The organism is Janthinobacterium sp. 1_2014MBL_MicDiv (genome assembly GCF_001865675.1).
Taxonomy (GTDB): Bacteria; Pseudomonadota; Gammaproteobacteria; order Burkholderiales; family Burkholderiaceae_D; genus Janthinobacterium.
In genome coordinates this window covers 2825829-2839681 of sequence record NZ_CP011319.1, presented here as the reverse complement: position 1 = coordinate 2839681, position 13853 = coordinate 2825829, and the positions used below count along the sequence as shown (strand labels likewise).

Genomic DNA, 13853 nt, shown 5'->3' with positions numbered 1-13853 from the left:
GCTAGGGCTTGCGCGGCAAGACCACGTCCTGCCCGCCTTGCTTGAGCAGGACGCTGTCGATACGGCCCTGGGCATCGCGCGTAAACGCCAGTTCCGCGTCGATGGCGCGGAAGAAGAAGCGGTCTTTCGCGCTGGCAAACACGGGCGCCGAACCGACGCCCGTGCCGGCCGCTTCCAGCCCATCCTTGCCCAGGCTCACCGTCAAGGTGAATTCCTTGCCAAGCGGATACTCGCCCACATACTCGGCCAGCGCCGCGCGCGGCAGGTCGATGGCCGCTGGCAGCTTTTTGATGGCTGGCAACGGTGTGCCCGGCAGCAAGGCTGACAGTCCAAGCTCGTCGATGGTGCGCGCCGTATTCGTCAGCACCACCACGCCGCGCTTGCCATCCGTCGTGAACGCCACATAGCTCGAGTAGCCGCCCGTCTGGCCGCTATGCCAGGCATAGCCTTGTCCCTGCTTCTGCTCCAGCAGCCAGGCCAGGCCGATTTTCGTGTCGCTGTCCGGCGCCAGCGCGCGCTGCGGCTTGACGGCCAGCGCATACGGGCGCAACGGCCGGAGCATATAGGCTTGCAGGTAGGCCACCATGTCGCGCGCGCTCGAATACACGCCGCCGGCCGGCGCCACCACGTTCAAATCCCAGGCCGGCGTGGGCTGGCCCGTGCCCAGGTGGCCGGGCGCCAGGCGCGCCAGCATGCCGGCCGAGGCCGTGTTCGACGTCGAGCGCATGCCCAGCGGCACGGCGATGCGCGACTGCAGCAGCGCCTCATAGCTGGTGCCGGCCTGGGCCGCCAATGCCGTGCCCAGCACCGCATAGCCGATGTTCGAATAGTCGAAGGCGCTGCCTGGCGCGCGCGGCAGGCGGTAGGCGGCGAGGAATTGCCGCTGCAACTGTTCTGTGTAGTCGGCGTAAGGGTTAGCCGGGTCCTTCGGCGCGAAATTGCCAGGCAGGCGCGGCAGCGATGAATAATGCGTGGCCAGGTCGAGCACGGTGATCGGCTTGCCGTCAAAGGTTGGGAGCGTGTAGCCGGGCAAGAGCTTCGCCACGGGCTCGTCAAGCGCCACCTTGCCGGCCACGACGGCGTCGGCCAGCAGCAGGGCCGTCATGGTCTTGGTCACGGAACCGATCTGGTAGACGGTGTCGGCGCCGGGCTTGGCGGGTTTGCCCGCCTGCGCATGGCCGAAACCGTACACGGCGCTGTGCTTGCCGTCGATGACGGCGATGACGATGCTGGAATGCAAGCCCGTGCGCGTCAGTTCCTCGGCGCGCTGGCGCACGGCGTCGTCCAGCACGGGGGCGGCCAGCGCGGCGGAACCGAGCAGGCAGAGGGGGAGGAGGGCGAAAGTGGGTGTCATGGGAACCTGTCTAGAGTTGGTCTGAACGGCAAGTTCACGCCAGCCCCTGGGTAAAGTGGCTGGAATGAACGCCGAGCATAGGCTGGCTACATGAAGGTTGCCTGAGTTTTATTCCATTATTGCTGAAAAATCAAGGTTTGCGCTTGCCCGGCATGGCCATGCCGTTCTGGTGCAGGACCACGCCAGTGATGGCGCCCTGGACGTCGCGCTGGAACACCAGCTGCGCCTCGACCGCCTTGTAAAAGAACGTGTCTTGCGCGCTGGCGAACACGGGCGCTTCGCCCTGGCCCGTGGCGCCCACCAGCAAACCGTCCGGCCCCTGGCGCACGCTGAGCACGAACGTGGGCGCCAGCGCGTACTGGCCCGCGTATTGCGCCAGCCGGGCCGGGTCGATGGCGATTTCCTCCGGCGGCGGGCCATCCTTTTCCAGGGGCGGCAGGCTGCCAGGCACCAGCACGCCGACGCCCAGCCCGTCGACGTCGCGCGCAGTATTGCTCAGCACCACCACGCCCCGCTTGCCGTCGAGGGTATAGCCGACAAAGCTGGCGTAGCCGCCCGTCTGTCCGTTATGCCAGGCGAAAGGCTGGCCATCGACCTGGTCGAGCACCCATGCCAGGCCCACTTTCTTGACGCCGTCGCCGTCGCCTTCGCCGGCCAGTATCTGGCGCGGCTGCACGGCCAGCCGCTGTGCCGCGCCGGGTGCGCGCATGTATGACTGCACATAGGCAATCATGTCGCGCGCGCTGGAGCGCACGGCGCCGGCCGCCGCGATGGCCTGGAAATGCCAGTTCGATGTGGGCTGGCCATCCTCCAGATGACCAGGTGCCAGGCGGGCCCGCAGGGCGGGCGTGGTCTGCGTCGAGCTGGAAAGCATGCCCAGCGGGCGGAAGATGCGCGCCTGCAGCAGTTCTTCATATGGCAGCTGCGCCCGTTCAGCCAATGCCGTGCCCAGCAGCCCATAGCCGAGGTTCGAGTACTCGTAGGAGGCGTCCGGCGGACGCGACAGGGTGTGGCCTGCCAAGAAGCTGCGCAGCTGCGCTTCCGCATAGTCGGCGTAGGGATCGTTGATGTCCGCCGGCGCCAGGTTGCCGGGCAGGCGCGGCAAGCCGGAAAAATGCGTGGCCAACTGGGCCAGTGTTATTTGCTGGCCGGCATGGGCAGGAATCGTATAGGCGGGCAATAGCTCGGCGACGGCCTGGTCCAGCCCGGCCTTGCCGGCCACGACGGCGTCGGCCAGCAGCAGGCCCGTCATGGTTTTCGTCACGGAGCCGATTTCGTAGACGGTGTCGGCATCGGGCGCGGCCGCATCGCCAGGCCGCGCGCGGCCAAAGCCATACACGGCGCTATCCCTGCCGTCGATCACGGCGATGACGAGGCTCGCATGCTTGCCCTCGCGTACCAGCGTTTCCGCGCGCTCGCGCACGCTTGCATCGAGAGTGGGGGCGGCCATGGCGCCGGCGGCAGACAGCGATACGATGGGCAATAACAGGGTGGGCAGGCGTGGTGGCATGGTCAACTCCGTCCGTTAATTGTTAATGGTGGGAAGGTAAAACACTGCTATCGAGGGTATCGCTTTGCTGGCAAGGTGCTTCGACCGCCATTGCCGCAGGCGCGTCCAGCAGGAAGGCCAGTTGGGCGCGCATGTCCGCCGTCATGCCGAGCAATAATTCGCCGCGCCGGCGCGCATCGGCGCGCTTTTTCGACGGTACGTCGGCCAGGTCCGCTGGCCGGTAGGCCGCGCACGGCAAGTGATAATTGCCGTCGCGCATGGGCAAGGCGCGCAATTCCTGCCACGCCTGGTCATAATCGGCGGCGATATGGCGGCGGCGCCGCGCATTCAGGGCGATGCGGTTGTGATTGCTGACCAGGAACAGGTTGGTGCAGGCAAAAAAATCGCCGAAGTCGCGCAGGGCGGCCACCATCAGGTTTTTCGGCCGGCAGCCGTGCAGGGCCCGCGTGGCCGCCTTGACGGCTTGCGCGCCCGCTTCCGAGCGCAGCCCCTGCAGCGCGCCCAGTTGGATCGACACGCCATCGGCGCGCGGCGTAAACAGGAAGCTGGCCAGGTACAGGGGCAGGCCGTTGCGCGTCAGCCGCAGGCACAGCTCGCCTTCGCGGTGGCTGTCGTGGATGGCCGTCAGCTGCAGCCGGTACAAGGCCTCGTCCTTGCCGGCGAAGGCCGCCAGCAGCACGGGGTGGCGCGCCGCCTGTTCCACCAGCGGCCGCGCGCCCGCCTGCCACAGGAAGCGGTAGTGTCCTTCGAGCAAGGTCAGGCGCGCCGAACAGCCCAGCTGGCGCGAGGCGTAAGGGCGGAAAATCTTGAAGCGCAGGCAGGGATGCAGCTGCGCCAGCGCGGCCATGCCGGGCGTGCTGCTGAGAAACGCCTGCCAGCGCGTGCGCTGGCGCGGAAAGAACAGGGCGCCCAAGGCCGCTTTCAGGCGGTGCCCGCTCGCAGGCCGTTGCGACAAGGCGGGCGAAGCAGCCAGGGCCGCGGTGTTCATGGCAGGCACGCCGCGAGGCGTGGGTTGGCGTGCTGGTACAGAAAAAAGGTTTGCATGGTTGTATCCGTCAATGGCAGACCTTGCTCCATGAAGGCCTTGCCAATTTGTATGCTACGCAGGCAAGGTGAATTTCATATTAAGGACGCCGGCACGCCGGATGCACATACTTAAATGACAATCTTTCTCAAATGGAGTACAGTGGCTGCCGCGCCATGCACTGCGCACAGGACGCAAACATCCGATTCCTTCATCCGGCTCACTCATGCTATTCATAAAAATACTCGCCGGGCTCTTCGCGCTGACCTTTGGCATCGTCAACCGACGCATCGATGCCAAACACCGCAAGCGCAAGGCCTATGCGCCGGGCGATGAATGGGCCTATTACTCAAAGCTGAGCAAGCAGGGCTGCCGGGAAGGCCGTTTCATGGTGCTGTCGGCCTGGGTGGGGATAGGCGTGGTCCTTGCATCGCTCGTGTATCTGGCGTCCATGCTGCTGACGCGCTAGCGGCGCTGTGGCCGGTGCAGTACTGCGGCAGGCGGCCATGCAGCCTGGCATATCATGGAGGAAGGAGTGTCAGCCATGCAGAAAGAACAGGAATTCCCTTCGCACCAGATCGATGCGAAGATCGCGCAGCTCGGCGATTGGCGCGGCGCCATGCTGGCCAGGGTGTGCGCGCTGCTATGGGCCGCCGTGGCCTTGAACACGGCGCCGAAAACCAAACGGACCAGCACTTGAGAAATTATCTGTATATATGGCACGACCCGGACCAGCAGATGCTCGTCGCCTCGGGCATCGAATTCGGCGATTTTTTACCGACGCTCGGCGAAGCGGGCGGCGTACTGTTGCTGAAAGGCGATGCCGCCGCGGCGCAGTACGACGCGCCATCGGGGCTGCAGCACGTGTCGCAGATGCAGTTGGCGGCGCTGGCGCGCGAGGACATGGCGTCCTGGGGCAGCCATGCCTGGGCCGATTACCAGGATGCCGCGCTGCCGCCGCTGGGCGACATGGACGTGGCCGAGGCGGTGTTCTTCGCGCATCGGGGGCGGGCGCTGCGCCGCCCGCGGATTCCTGGCCTCGGCAACCGCTTTCTTGCCTACGCCCACGATGACGGCTGGTATCTGAAACTGTTTTACAGCGCATGGGACGATGTGGCGCAGCTGCTTGCCGGCATCGTGCCCGCCGCGCTGGGAACGCTCGACATGCAGGGCTTGCAGCAGGGCGATGCCGGCTACTGGCTGCGGCAGGGCGTCGTGCAGGCGGAAGTGCGGACGCACGATATCGACAGCGTGCTGAACCGCCGCCTGTGAGGCCAGCAATGACATGCCGGCAAGCGGTGCGCCAGCCATGTGCCTGATCCGTCCCTGCGCCAGCGTGGATACGGCGTCATGCGCCACCATCCTGGCGCTGGCCGGGCGCGACAGCTTCGGGCCGGTGGCCGATAGCGGCGTGTTCCGGCGCGCCACGCAGGACGAGCAGATCCTTGTCGCCGAATGCGGCGGCAAGGTCGTCGGCTTAGCCGCCGTGCACACGGGCGACGCTCCCGAGCACTTCCTGCATCATCTGTACGTGCATCCGGCGCACGGCGGGCAAGGCGTCGGCGCGCGGCGGCTGGCGGCCGTGGTGGCGCGCTTCGGCCCGCATCTGAGCCTGAAAACGCAACTGGCCAATACGCGAGCGCGGCGCTTTTATGCGCGCGCCGGCTGGGTGGAAGATCACGGCGACTGCGGCGTGGACGCCATCGGCGCGTGGATACGCATCCGCTGCCAGCCTCGGCAAGGTGAATAAAGAAAACGCCCTGTAGCGTATCTCGGCAAAGAGCGTCTGCTGCGCATAGTCTTCGCCGTCGTCCGTCATCGGACAGGTGAAATAATGCGCTTGCCCCGGCAGTTGGCGATGCCCGTGCGCGTGCCGTCATACATCGCCCAAACCTTGTAAACCTGCTCAAATATCGCGTTTCTCCCGCGCATGCAGCGAGATCTGCGCCAATTGCGCCGCCATGCCCGCATGTTCGCGCAGCAAGCTGTCGCGCTCCAGCGCCAGCGCCTCGGCCTTTTGCTGCGACGCCTGCGCGTTCTGCGCCAGCATCTCGAGCTGGCGGTCCTGTGCGGACAGCGCCACCCTGGCGTCGTTCAGCGCCTGCAGGGCCGTATCGAGCTTGGCCAGCAGGGCGTCGGCGGACGCTGCCGCCTGCAGGTACTGGAACTCGAACTGGTCGCGCTCGGGACGCACGCTGGCCAGCGCCTCGCGGTCGGCGGCCGCCTCGCTGGCGAGTCGGGCCTGTTCCGTCTGCAGCTGGCTCAGGCGCATGTCTTGCTGCACCAGGGTGGCTTGCTGGCCTTGCAGGCGCTGCTGCAGCTGGGCGTTTTCCTGCTCCAGCCGGTTTTCGCGCTGCTGTGCCTGGGCCCGTTCCTCGCTGCGCTGCGTGGCCGACGCTTCCTGATAATGGTCGAACTGCGAACGCACCTGCGCCAGCTGGCGGTGCAGGGCGGCGATATCTTCGTTGCGGTCTGCCAGGCGCTGCGTCAAGCCCGCGTTATCACTATGCAGGGTCGCCAGGGTAACGGCGCGGAAATGGTGCTCTTCCTTCAGTTGCGCCAGCGCGTGCTGCGTGGCGCGCAGTTCCTGGGTGAGGGCGGCGCGCGCCTCCGTCAATTTCAGCCGTTCGTGTTCCGTCTTTTTTAATTTCTCCGTGGCCGCGTCGAGTTCGGCGCGGTTTTGCCGCATGCCCGTTTCCAGCTGCTGCGCCACGTCGCGCTGCTGCTTGTCATACACGCCGCGCATCGCTTCCATCAGTTCGGCCGGCAAGCCGGATTCCGTCTTCACGGCGCCCGCACCCTGGAACTCTTCCTTCCAGCGCTTGAGCAGGGGAGCGATGGTGCTCTTGCTGCCCGTGCTGCCCAGCGCTTCGCGCACGTTGTCGACCGTGGGATTGCGCCCATCGGCAGCGACGATTTGGGCTGCTTTCATAACATCAGAGTACAGAATGCCGGTGCGGGCCATGAAATCACCTATGAGCTAAATTTAGTAACGTATTACATGATACGTAATATCGAATAATATTACGATATAAATTTTACGAATTTTTATAAGAAATAAGTCGCGATAAGATTGCTTATCGCATGTTATGGGGGTGTTTCGCATGGTATTCTGTGGTCCTTCCAGTACAACAGCGTGATTTCAGCCCTTCCATGCCCGATCTGCCCCTCCCGAAACGCCGTGCCGCCTTGCCGAAAACCGCGCCGGCGCCCCTGGCGCTCGCTGTCACCGCCATGGCCCCGGCACATGGCGGCCTGGTCGATGCCGAGCTGGCCGCGCGCCACCAGGCGTTTCTCGCCGCCGCCACCTCGGACAACACGCGCCGCAGCTACCGCTCGGCCATCCGCCACTTCCAGGTGTGGGGCGGGGCGCTGCCCGCCGATGAGTCCGCCGTCATCCGCTACCTGATGGCGTATGCGGACAGCCTGAACGCCCGCACCCTGGCCTTGCGCCTGACGGCCCTGTCGCAATGGCATGCGTACCAGGGCTTTGCCGACCCCGCGTCCACGCCGACCGTGCGCAAGACCCTGGCCGGCATCGCGCGCCTGCACGGCAAGCCGAAAAAGAAGGCCAAGGCCTTGCCGCTGGAAGACCTGGAGCGGATCGTGGCGCAATTGCAGGCATTGGGCAGCATCAAGGCCTTGCGTGACAGCGCCTTGCTGCAACTGGGATTTTTTGGCGGCTTTCGCCGCAGCGAACTGGCGGGATTGCAGCTGGCAGATATCGGCTGGGAGCCGCAGGGCATGGTGATCACCTTGCCGCGCTCGAAGACGGATCAATTGGGCGAGGGCATCGTCAAGGCGATTCCGTTTGGCGACGGCATCTGCTGCCCGGCCACGGCCTTGCGCGCCTGGCTGGCGGCCGCGCACATCCGCACGGGGCCGCTCTTGCGCCCCGTCAACCAATGGGGGCATGTGAGTGCGCAAGGGCTGCACGCGGGCAGCATCAATACGATACTCGAAGGCTGCGCGAAGCTGGCGGGACTCGATTACGTGCCGGACCTGTCGAGCCACAGCCTGCGCCGCGGCATGGCCACCAGCGCGCACCGGGCCGGCGCCGACTTCCAGGCCATCAAGCGCCAGGGCGGCTGGCGCCACGACGGCACCGTGCATGGCTATATAGAAGAGGCGGGGCGCTTCGAAGAAAATGCGGCCGGCAGTTTGTTGAAGGCGAAGAAGAAGCCGGCCGCTTGAGGACGTCCAGCAAAACCTGGCGGTGCAGCTCCGGCAGAGGAAGGCGTTGGGGAGCGCTTGATGAAGACCGGGTCCTCGCTCATGGCGGATGCACGGTCTGCGAAATCGGCGTAGTCACCCAGGGGATCGTTCAACGTTCCATGATTGCATCAGTCAGGCGGCGAACAGGGCGAGTAGCCGACTGTTCGCGCCGGCCTGCGTCACTAACGGCTTGGGTGCCTATCCTTTGGCGCTCAACGTCCTGTGGAATGGCCTCAGGACGGCTTCTGCAGGAGCTGTTCGGCAAGCCCGATGAGGATTCCTTCTGGGCCGCGGATATAGCAGAGCCGATACATGTTTTCATACTGGACGACTGCACCGACTGGCTTCGCGCCGCGTTTGACGAGCCGGGCGAGCGTATCGTCGATATCCTCGACGGTAAACATGGCGCGCAGGTAACCGAGCGCGTTCACTGGCGCGTTGCGGTGATCGGCGACCACGGGCGGTGCGAGGAAACGCGATAACTCGATACGGCTGTGACCGTCCGGCGTCCGCAGCATGGCAATCTCGACGCGCATGCCGTGCAGTCCGGTGACGCCATCTGCCCAGTCTCCTTCAACCGGGGCGCGCCCTTCGAGAACGAGCCCAAGTTCGGTGAAGAACTCAATGGTGGCATCGATGTCCTCTACCACGATGCCGACGTTGTCCATACGCTTAACTGTCATGTTGCCTCCTGGGTGTGCAAGGTAAACTGGACGTCAAATTGACATCTTAAGGCACGGAGAATAATGTAGGCGAACGACGACGGTCGACGAAGTAGTGACGGGTGCCGCGCTGAAGCGGCTGGTGGCGACTCATTAGGCGCTCCGGGCTGGCATCTCGTTGGCGTGATGCTGGGGGCGAATGATATAGTGGCGGAAATGTATACACTGAAAGAAACTGCCATGAAAAACGACGCCACCGCTCGCCCGCAAGCAAACCAGGCACCTGCCAGACTCAGTAAAGGGGACTTCGTCACCGTACTGCGCAAGCTGCTGCAAGAAGAAGAAAAGGCTGGCAAGTCCAGCGTGGACGTACGCGCGGCGACCCTGCACACCGACGTGGGCATTTATCCGGCGCGCGGCCATTCGATGCCGACCTGTTGCACGGTGATGTATGAAGAGATGCGGCCGGGTGACGAGATAGTGCTGACGCCACCTGGCGGCAAGGGACCTACGCTGCTGGTACGGTATAAATTTCCGCGCTGACCATCGCGCTCTGGGAGACGGTGAATGGAACTCGGCAGCAGTGTCTGCAGGGCAGGGAGATAGACAGGTCAAACCCGATCTCGTCGCTGCATCAGGCAACGACGAGACCGCACCCCAGGCGTCGGGCAAGACACCCAGGCCCCCAACATATTCCTATGGATCAAAAGAGTTCTAGCTACTGCAGGACAACGGCTTGATGAAATGGATACGCTCGTTGGCAGGGTCGCCAAAGTGCTCGACGGCGCATATCCGATAGCTGTTGCGGATCAGCAAGCGCAGCATGGCGGGATAGCGGTTCATCGATTTTACCGTCACGGCCGGATAACCATGCGCGCCGGCCCACGCTTCCTGGTATTCCAGCAGACGCTGCGCCAGCCCCGTCTTGCGATGCGCGGGCAGCACGCCGCCGAGCCAGCTATATAGGGAGCCATCGTCGGCGCGGTAGGCCAGCTTGCAGCCGGCGGGCCCGGTGTCTTCCTCCGCGATGAGGATCAGCGCATCGGCGGGCAGCCGCTGCCGCAGCTGCGCCACGGTGCGCGGCTGGTCGAATTCAGGGATCGCCTGCAGCACCTGCCAGGCTTCCTCGAGGGTGCCTGGCCGTATCATGTGGCGGCTTGCTCCCGGGGGCGGATGATCATGCAGGTGGCCGTCGCGTGCGCATAGAGTTTGCCGGCCTCGTCGCGGATGGCGCCTTCGGAAATGACCAGATTGCGGCCCGCATTGATGACCTTGCCCTCGGCATAGAGCGTCACGTTGAAGGGCAGGGGACGGCACATCTTGATGTTCAGGTCCGTCGTGCCGTAGCTTTCGCCGGCCGGCAAGACGGTGTGCGTGGCGCACCCCGTGACCGTGTCGAGCACGGTGGCGGCGAAACCGCCGTGCACGCCGCCCATGGGGTTGGTGTGGTTGTCATTTGCCGTGGCCGTGAAGATGACGCGGCCGTGCTCGACCGTTTGCGCGTCCATGGGCATGGTCTTGGAAATGCCGGGGCGGGGAAACAGGCCCTGGGCGAAAGCCTGCATGAGTTGCAAGCCTGTCATGTCGTTCGGATGCATGGATGACTCCTGTGGGTGGTAACGGATGGAAATTCAGATATCCTGCGCGAAACGCAGGCGCGAGGCATGCAGCAGGAAGCGGGCGACGATGGCAAGCTCCGCTTCGCTGAAACCCGCTTTCAGTTGTTCATTCAGGCTGTCGAGCAGGGGCAGGGCGTCGGCCAGCACGGCGCCACCCTTGGGCGACATGTGCAAAGTGCCGGCACGGGCGTCGAGCGCCGACTGGCCGCGCACGATGAGGCCGTTTTCTTCCATGCGCGCCACCAGCCCCGTGACGGCCGAGTTTTTCAATTGCAGCGCCCGCCCCAGGTCCTTCAGCTGGCAGCCTTCCTCGCCCTTCAGGGCGAACAGGGCCACCACTTGCGTGCCGGAGTAACCGAGTTCGCTGGTGAATACGGCATCGGCCGAGCGAAACAGGTTCTGGCGCGCCAGGTTGAGCAGGTTGAACAGGCGCGGCGAGCGCTCGCCCAGCGGGCAGGCAGCAGCATCGACGTTTTCGGTGCTATCGGATGGGGTGGGGATATTGGTACGCATGCGGAGTATACTACTACGTATGCGTAATAAAACAAGCGAAATATGTCAACACGAGGCGGGCAGAATATCGTGTCACACATTGAGAGAGATGGAATGCATATCGAGCGCTATCTGGGACCCCAGGTCGTGGCCATCGGCTGGGACGGCGGCCCCATAGTTTCCTGCCCGATTAGCGCGCGTCGCCGTATCCAGCTGGCCGTTGCGTCCATTTCGGCGACCTCGCCCCGCTGGAGCGCCATCGTTCGGCGCCGCCATCGGCCTGGCCATCGGTGGCGAATTGATCCGCGACAATTTATAGGTGTTCAGCGAACGAGCTTGCCACCAGCCAACGCTATAATCCGCGCTCGGGACGGTACCCGGCAAAGCATCCAACAATCAATAAAGGCAAGCGCATATGCGTCATGAGGGCCCTAAAAATATCATCGTCATTGGCGCCGGCATCGTCGGGGCGTCGCTCGCGTATCACCTGTCCAGCAAGGGCGCGCAGGTCACGGTCGTCGAGGCGGGCGGCATCGCTTCGGGCGTGACGGGTACCTCATTTGCCTGGATTAACACCGCGTATTCGGGACCGGATCCGATTGCCGCCTTGCGCGGCGCGGCCATCGCCGCCTACCGGCGCCTGGAAACCCAGGTGCCCGGCCTGGAAGTGCGCTGGACGGGCGCCTTGTCGTATGGCACGGACGAGGGCAGGGCACCGTCATCCTCGTCCATGCTGCTGGACAGCGCGCAGATTGCGCGGCTGGAACCACATCTGAAGAAGCCGCCGCCACAGGCCGTGTACGAAGCCGGGCATGGCGCCCTCGATGCGGTGGCCGCCACGCATGCCTTGCTGGCGGCGGCAGCATCCCATGGCGCGACGCTCCGCACGCACACGCCGGTGCTGGGTTTTACCATCCGGGATGGGCGGGTGACGGGCGTGGAAACGGGCAGCGGCCTCCTCGCCGCCGATGTGGTGGTGCTGGCGGCCGGCGCGGCCACTGCCAGCCTGGCGGAAAAATTGAACGTGAACCTGCCGATACACGCCTCGCCCGCCATCTTCATGCGCTACAAGGCGCCGCCCGGGCTGGTGCGCAGCATCATCTCCAGCCATGCCATGGAAGTGCGGCAAGGCGCGGATGGCGGCTTGCTGGCGGCGGAAGACTATCTGGACGACACGCCGGAAAACCAGCCCGCGGCCATGGCGCAGCGCACGGCCGGCGCCATCCGCGATGAACTGGCGGGCGCCGATGCGATCGAACCGGAACAGGCCTGCATCGGCCTGCGTCCCATGCCCGCCGACGGCATTCCCGTCATCGGCTACCTGCCGCAAGTGGACGGCGTGTATGTGTGCGCCATGCATCCGGGCGTCGTGCTGGCGGCGATCGTGGGCCAACTTGTCAGCGAGGAAATCGTCGATGGCCAGCCAGCGGCAGCGTTGAGCGCTTGCCGGCCTGCGCGTTTCCTGGCGTAAATGACGCAAAGACCCTGTGCCGCGCTGATTTCTAGGGCACCGGCACGACAAATACGGGCAGGATGAACGGCGCTTGCTCTTGCGCGTCGCCGTCCTCCTGCGGGGCTTGCATATAGTCTTCGTTGCGCCAGTCCCCGTCCACCACGCGGTCGACGATCAGCGCCAGATCCTGCGTTTCGCGCACTTCGCAGCGAAACGGCAGCCGGCCATGCGCGCGCGAGACCAGGCTGAAGCGCAGCTGCCGGCATTGCGCATCGTGCCAGCAATAGAACAGCATCTCCTCGCCAGCGAGCGCGCTGCTGCGCGCCGCGACCATCTGGCCGATGAACGCGCGCATATCCGCCGCGGTGATCTCCGGCGTTTCCTCGTCCGTGGGCGAAAAGCGCCACATATTGCTCATCGCTTCGTGATTGATGTCGGCAGCATCAATTTCCACGGCATCGTCTTTCGCCATGTCGAACCACTTGCTGACGACCATGCTGCTAATCATGCAAATCCTTTCATATCAATAGGTCATTGAATCGGTAATGGAGCAGGCAATGTGCGGCGCATCCTCCGTCACGCCGTCATTATTGCCAAAAAATATCATCCCCTCGGCCCGTCGAGCAGCAATTCCGCCAGCCGCGTCGTCAGCCACAAGCTCGTCTCACTCAGCTTCTTCCCATGGATCGAGAGCCGCCGCACTGGCAGGCGCGACAGGGCCAGGGCGGGGCAGGGCACTTCCTGCAAATAGCCCTTGTAATTGTCGTAGTTGGCGATGTTCAGGGGCAGGATGGCCCAGCCCAGCTCGTCCGCGACCATTTCCGCGATGCTATAAAAACTGTCGGAAAACCAGACGGCGGGGCTGAACGCGTGTTCGCGGTTCAGCTCGGAATCCATGATCAGCTGGCGGTAACGGGTCAGCTCGTTGCGGCTTACTTCCTGGCCGTGCGCCATCGGGTGGCCTTTTGCCACGAACACGCCTTGCGCCACGCTGCCGATGTGCTGCTGTTCCAGCACGGGCGAGATGGGACCGCGGTCGAAGTGGAAGGCCACGTCGGCCTGCTGCTGCTCCACATATTGCGCCACCTCGGACGCCGTGGCGTTGAGCATCACCAGCTCCAGCGCCGGATAGCGCGCCGCCAGTTCCTTGACCAGGGTGCCGATGGCCAGGTAGGGCAGGGCTTCGTCCAGCGCCAGGGTCAGCTGCGCTTCGGGCGCCGCACTCAGCAACTGGGCCCGCAGCTGCAGCCGTTCGGCCTGGCGCAGCAGTTCGCATGCTTCCAGGTGCATCACCTTGCCCGCTTCCGTCAGCACGGCGCTGCGGCGCGAGCGGTCGAACAGCTCCACGCCGAATTCCGCTTCCAGCAAGCCGATCGAGGTGCTGACCACCGATTGCGCGCGGCCCAGCCGGCGTGCCGCGCCCGAGAAAGAGCCGGCCGCGACGGCCGCTTCGAAGTAGCGCATTTGTTCCAAAGTCCATTGCATGGCATTAACCTATCTGTTTTACAGATGGATTTTAACTTG

Annotated in this window: 17 protein-coding genes; 7 read left to right on the top strand and 10 right to left on the bottom strand. The window is 64.6% G+C overall.

All coding sequences use genetic code 11. From position 1 onward, the window contains the following. Window position 1 precedes the first annotated feature (1 nt). From YQ44_RS12455 to YQ44_RS12445, 3 genes are all read right to left on the bottom strand, one after another. A complete protein-coding gene (locus YQ44_RS12455; RefSeq protein ID WP_071323651.1) occupies window positions 2–1354 on the bottom strand; it encodes a serine hydrolase in 1353 nt (450 codons plus the stop codon). Window positions 1355–1484: 130 nt separating this feature from the next. Beyond that, a complete protein-coding gene (locus YQ44_RS12450; protein WP_071323650.1) occupies window positions 1485–2864 on the bottom strand; it encodes a serine hydrolase in 1380 nt (459 codons plus the stop codon). Between the two features lie 22 nt (window positions 2865–2886). Further along, window positions 2887–3852 carry a VirK/YbjX family protein gene (locus YQ44_RS12445; protein WP_071323649.1) on the bottom strand — a complete coding sequence of 322 codons (966 nt, stop codon included), beginning with the start codon at window positions 3850–3852 and terminating at the stop codon, window positions 2887–2889. 262 nt (window positions 3853–4114) lie between these two features. On the opposite strand from YQ44_RS12445, the gene YQ44_RS12440 reads away from it, so the two are divergent. The 4 genes from YQ44_RS12440 (at window position 4115) to YQ44_RS12430 (ending at window position 5638) form a co-directional block, all read left to right on the top strand. Then, complete coding sequence (locus YQ44_RS12440; RefSeq protein WP_071323648.1) at window positions 4115–4357, top strand: hypothetical protein; 243 nt, start codon at window positions 4115–4117, stop codon at window positions 4355–4357. Between the two features lie 75 nt (window positions 4358–4432). Beyond that, on the top strand, window positions 4433–4588 hold the full coding sequence (locus YQ44_RS28890; RefSeq protein WP_156894811.1) for a hypothetical protein: 156 nt from the start codon (window positions 4433–4435) through the stop codon (window positions 4586–4588). Continuing rightward, window positions 4585–5160 (top strand): hypothetical protein, encoded by a 576-nt coding sequence (locus tag YQ44_RS12435; protein ID WP_071323647.1) that lies wholly within the window; start codon window positions 4585–4587, stop codon window positions 5158–5160. Before YQ44_RS28890 ends, YQ44_RS12435 begins: the two co-directional genes overlap by 4 nt. A 13-nt stretch (window positions 5161–5173) precedes the next feature. Further along, window positions 5174–5638 (top strand): GNAT family N-acetyltransferase, encoded by a 465-nt coding sequence (locus YQ44_RS12430; protein ID WP_083411802.1) that lies wholly within the window; start codon window positions 5174–5176, stop codon window positions 5636–5638. 156 nt (window positions 5639–5794) lie between these two features. Here YQ44_RS12430 and YQ44_RS12425 read toward each other — a convergent pair whose 3' ends face one another. Beyond that, window positions 5795–6820, bottom strand: coding sequence for a DNA-binding protein (locus YQ44_RS12425; protein WP_232251270.1), 1026 nt, complete (start codon window positions 6818–6820; stop codon window positions 5795–5797). Between the two features lie 221 nt (window positions 6821–7041). On the opposite strand from YQ44_RS12425, the gene YQ44_RS12420 reads away from it, so the two are divergent. Beyond that, window positions 7042–8082, top strand: a complete 1041-nt coding sequence (locus YQ44_RS12420) for a site-specific integrase (protein WP_232251269.1) — start codon at window positions 7042–7044, stop codon at window positions 8080–8082. Between the two features lie 254 nt (window positions 8083–8336). On the opposite strand, the gene YQ44_RS12415 is transcribed toward YQ44_RS12420, so the two are convergent. Then, window positions 8337–8786: a VOC family protein gene (locus tag YQ44_RS12415; protein WP_071323644.1), complete on the bottom strand. Its 450-nt coding sequence runs from the start codon at window positions 8784–8786 to the stop codon at window positions 8337–8339. A 219-nt stretch (window positions 8787–9005) separates the two neighbouring features. On the opposite strand from YQ44_RS12415, the gene YQ44_RS12410 reads away from it, so the two are divergent. Then, complete coding sequence (locus tag YQ44_RS12410) at window positions 9006–9308, top strand: HNH endonuclease (RefSeq protein ID WP_071326449.1); 303 nt, start codon at window positions 9006–9008, stop codon at window positions 9306–9308. 171 nt (window positions 9309–9479) lie between these two features. Here YQ44_RS12410 and YQ44_RS12405 read toward each other — a convergent pair whose 3' ends face one another. From YQ44_RS12405 to YQ44_RS12395, 3 genes are read right to left on the bottom strand one after another with little or no spacing between them, the layout of a single operon-like run. Further along, window positions 9480–9914, bottom strand: a complete 435-nt coding sequence (locus YQ44_RS12405) for a GNAT family N-acetyltransferase (RefSeq protein ID WP_071323643.1) — start codon at window positions 9912–9914, stop codon at window positions 9480–9482. Beyond that, entirely contained in the window at window positions 9911–10363 is a 453-nt protein-coding gene (locus YQ44_RS12400; protein WP_071323642.1) for a PaaI family thioesterase, read from the bottom strand. Before YQ44_RS12400 ends, YQ44_RS12405 begins: the two co-directional genes overlap by 4 nt. A 33-nt stretch (window positions 10364–10396) precedes the next feature. Then, window positions 10397–10897, bottom strand: a complete 501-nt coding sequence (locus YQ44_RS12395) for a MarR family winged helix-turn-helix transcriptional regulator (protein ID WP_083411801.1) — start codon at window positions 10895–10897, stop codon at window positions 10397–10399. Window positions 10898–11291: 394 nt separating this feature from the next. Between YQ44_RS12395 and YQ44_RS12390 the strand changes: the two genes are divergently transcribed. Then, entirely contained in the window at window positions 11292–12347 is a 1056-nt protein-coding gene (locus YQ44_RS12390) for an NAD(P)/FAD-dependent oxidoreductase (protein ID WP_071323641.1), read from the top strand. A 31-nt stretch (window positions 12348–12378) separates the two neighbouring features. Here the strand turns inward: YQ44_RS12390 and YQ44_RS12385 are convergent, their stop codons facing one another. Together YQ44_RS12385 and YQ44_RS12380 are read right to left on the bottom strand one after the other, a co-directional pair. Then, entirely contained in the window at window positions 12379–12837 is a 459-nt protein-coding gene (locus YQ44_RS12385; RefSeq protein WP_156894810.1) for a hypothetical protein, read from the bottom strand. 95 nt (window positions 12838–12932) lie between these two features. Then, entirely contained in the window at window positions 12933–13814 is an 882-nt protein-coding gene (locus YQ44_RS12380; RefSeq protein WP_071323640.1) for a LysR family transcriptional regulator, read from the bottom strand. Between the last annotated feature and the right edge of the window lie 39 nt (window positions 13815–13853).

Bases quoted from the DNA above. Each gene is read 5' to 3' on its own strand.
- YQ44_RS12455 (WP_071323651.1), bottom strand. From the start codon at position 1,354: ATGACACCCACTTTCGCCCTCCTCCCCCTCTGCCTGCTCGGTTCCGCC.
- YQ44_RS12450 (WP_071323650.1), bottom strand. From the start codon at position 2,864: ATGCCACCACGCCTGCCCACCCTGTTATTGCCCATCGTATCGCTGTCT.
- YQ44_RS12445 (WP_071323649.1), bottom strand. From the start codon at position 3,852: ATGAACACCGCGGCCCTGGCTGCTTCGCCCGCCTTGTCGCAACGGCCT.
- YQ44_RS12440 (WP_071323648.1), top strand. From the start codon at position 4,115: ATGCTATTCATAAAAATACTCGCCGGGCTCTTCGCGCTGACCTTTGGC.
- YQ44_RS28890 (WP_156894811.1), top strand. From the start codon at position 4,433: ATGCAGAAAGAACAGGAATTCCCTTCGCACCAGATCGATGCGAAGATC.
- YQ44_RS12430 (WP_083411802.1), top strand. From the start codon at position 5,174: ATGCCGGCAAGCGGTGCGCCAGCCATGTGCCTGATCCGTCCCTGCGCC.
- YQ44_RS12425 (WP_232251270.1), bottom strand. From the start codon at position 6,820: ATGAAAGCAGCCCAAATCGTCGCTGCCGATGGGCGCAATCCCACGGTC.
- YQ44_RS12420 (WP_232251269.1), top strand. From the start codon at position 7,042: ATGCCCGATCTGCCCCTCCCGAAACGCCGTGCCGCCTTGCCGAAAACC.
- YQ44_RS12415 (WP_071323644.1), bottom strand. From the start codon at position 8,786: ATGACAGTTAAGCGTATGGACAACGTCGGCATCGTGGTAGAGGACATC.
- YQ44_RS12410 (WP_071326449.1), top strand. From the start codon at position 9,006: ATGAAAAACGACGCCACCGCTCGCCCGCAAGCAAACCAGGCACCTGCC.
- YQ44_RS12405 (WP_071323643.1), bottom strand. From the start codon at position 9,914: ATGATACGGCCAGGCACCCTCGAGGAAGCCTGGCAGGTGCTGCAGGCG.
- YQ44_RS12400 (WP_071323642.1), bottom strand. From the start codon at position 10,363: ATGCATCCGAACGACATGACAGGCTTGCAACTCATGCAGGCTTTCGCC.
- YQ44_RS12395 (WP_083411801.1), bottom strand. From the start codon at position 10,897: ATGCGTACCAATATCCCCACCCCATCCGATAGCACCGAAAACGTCGAT.
- YQ44_RS12390 (WP_071323641.1), top strand. From the start codon at position 11,292: ATGCGTCATGAGGGCCCTAAAAATATCATCGTCATTGGCGCCGGCATC.
- YQ44_RS12385 (WP_156894810.1), bottom strand. From the start codon at position 12,837: ATGATTAGCAGCATGGTCGTCAGCAAGTGGTTCGACATGGCGAAAGAC.
- YQ44_RS12380 (WP_071323640.1), bottom strand. From the start codon at position 13,814: ATGCAATGGACTTTGGAACAAATGCGCTACTTCGAAGCGGCCGTCGCG.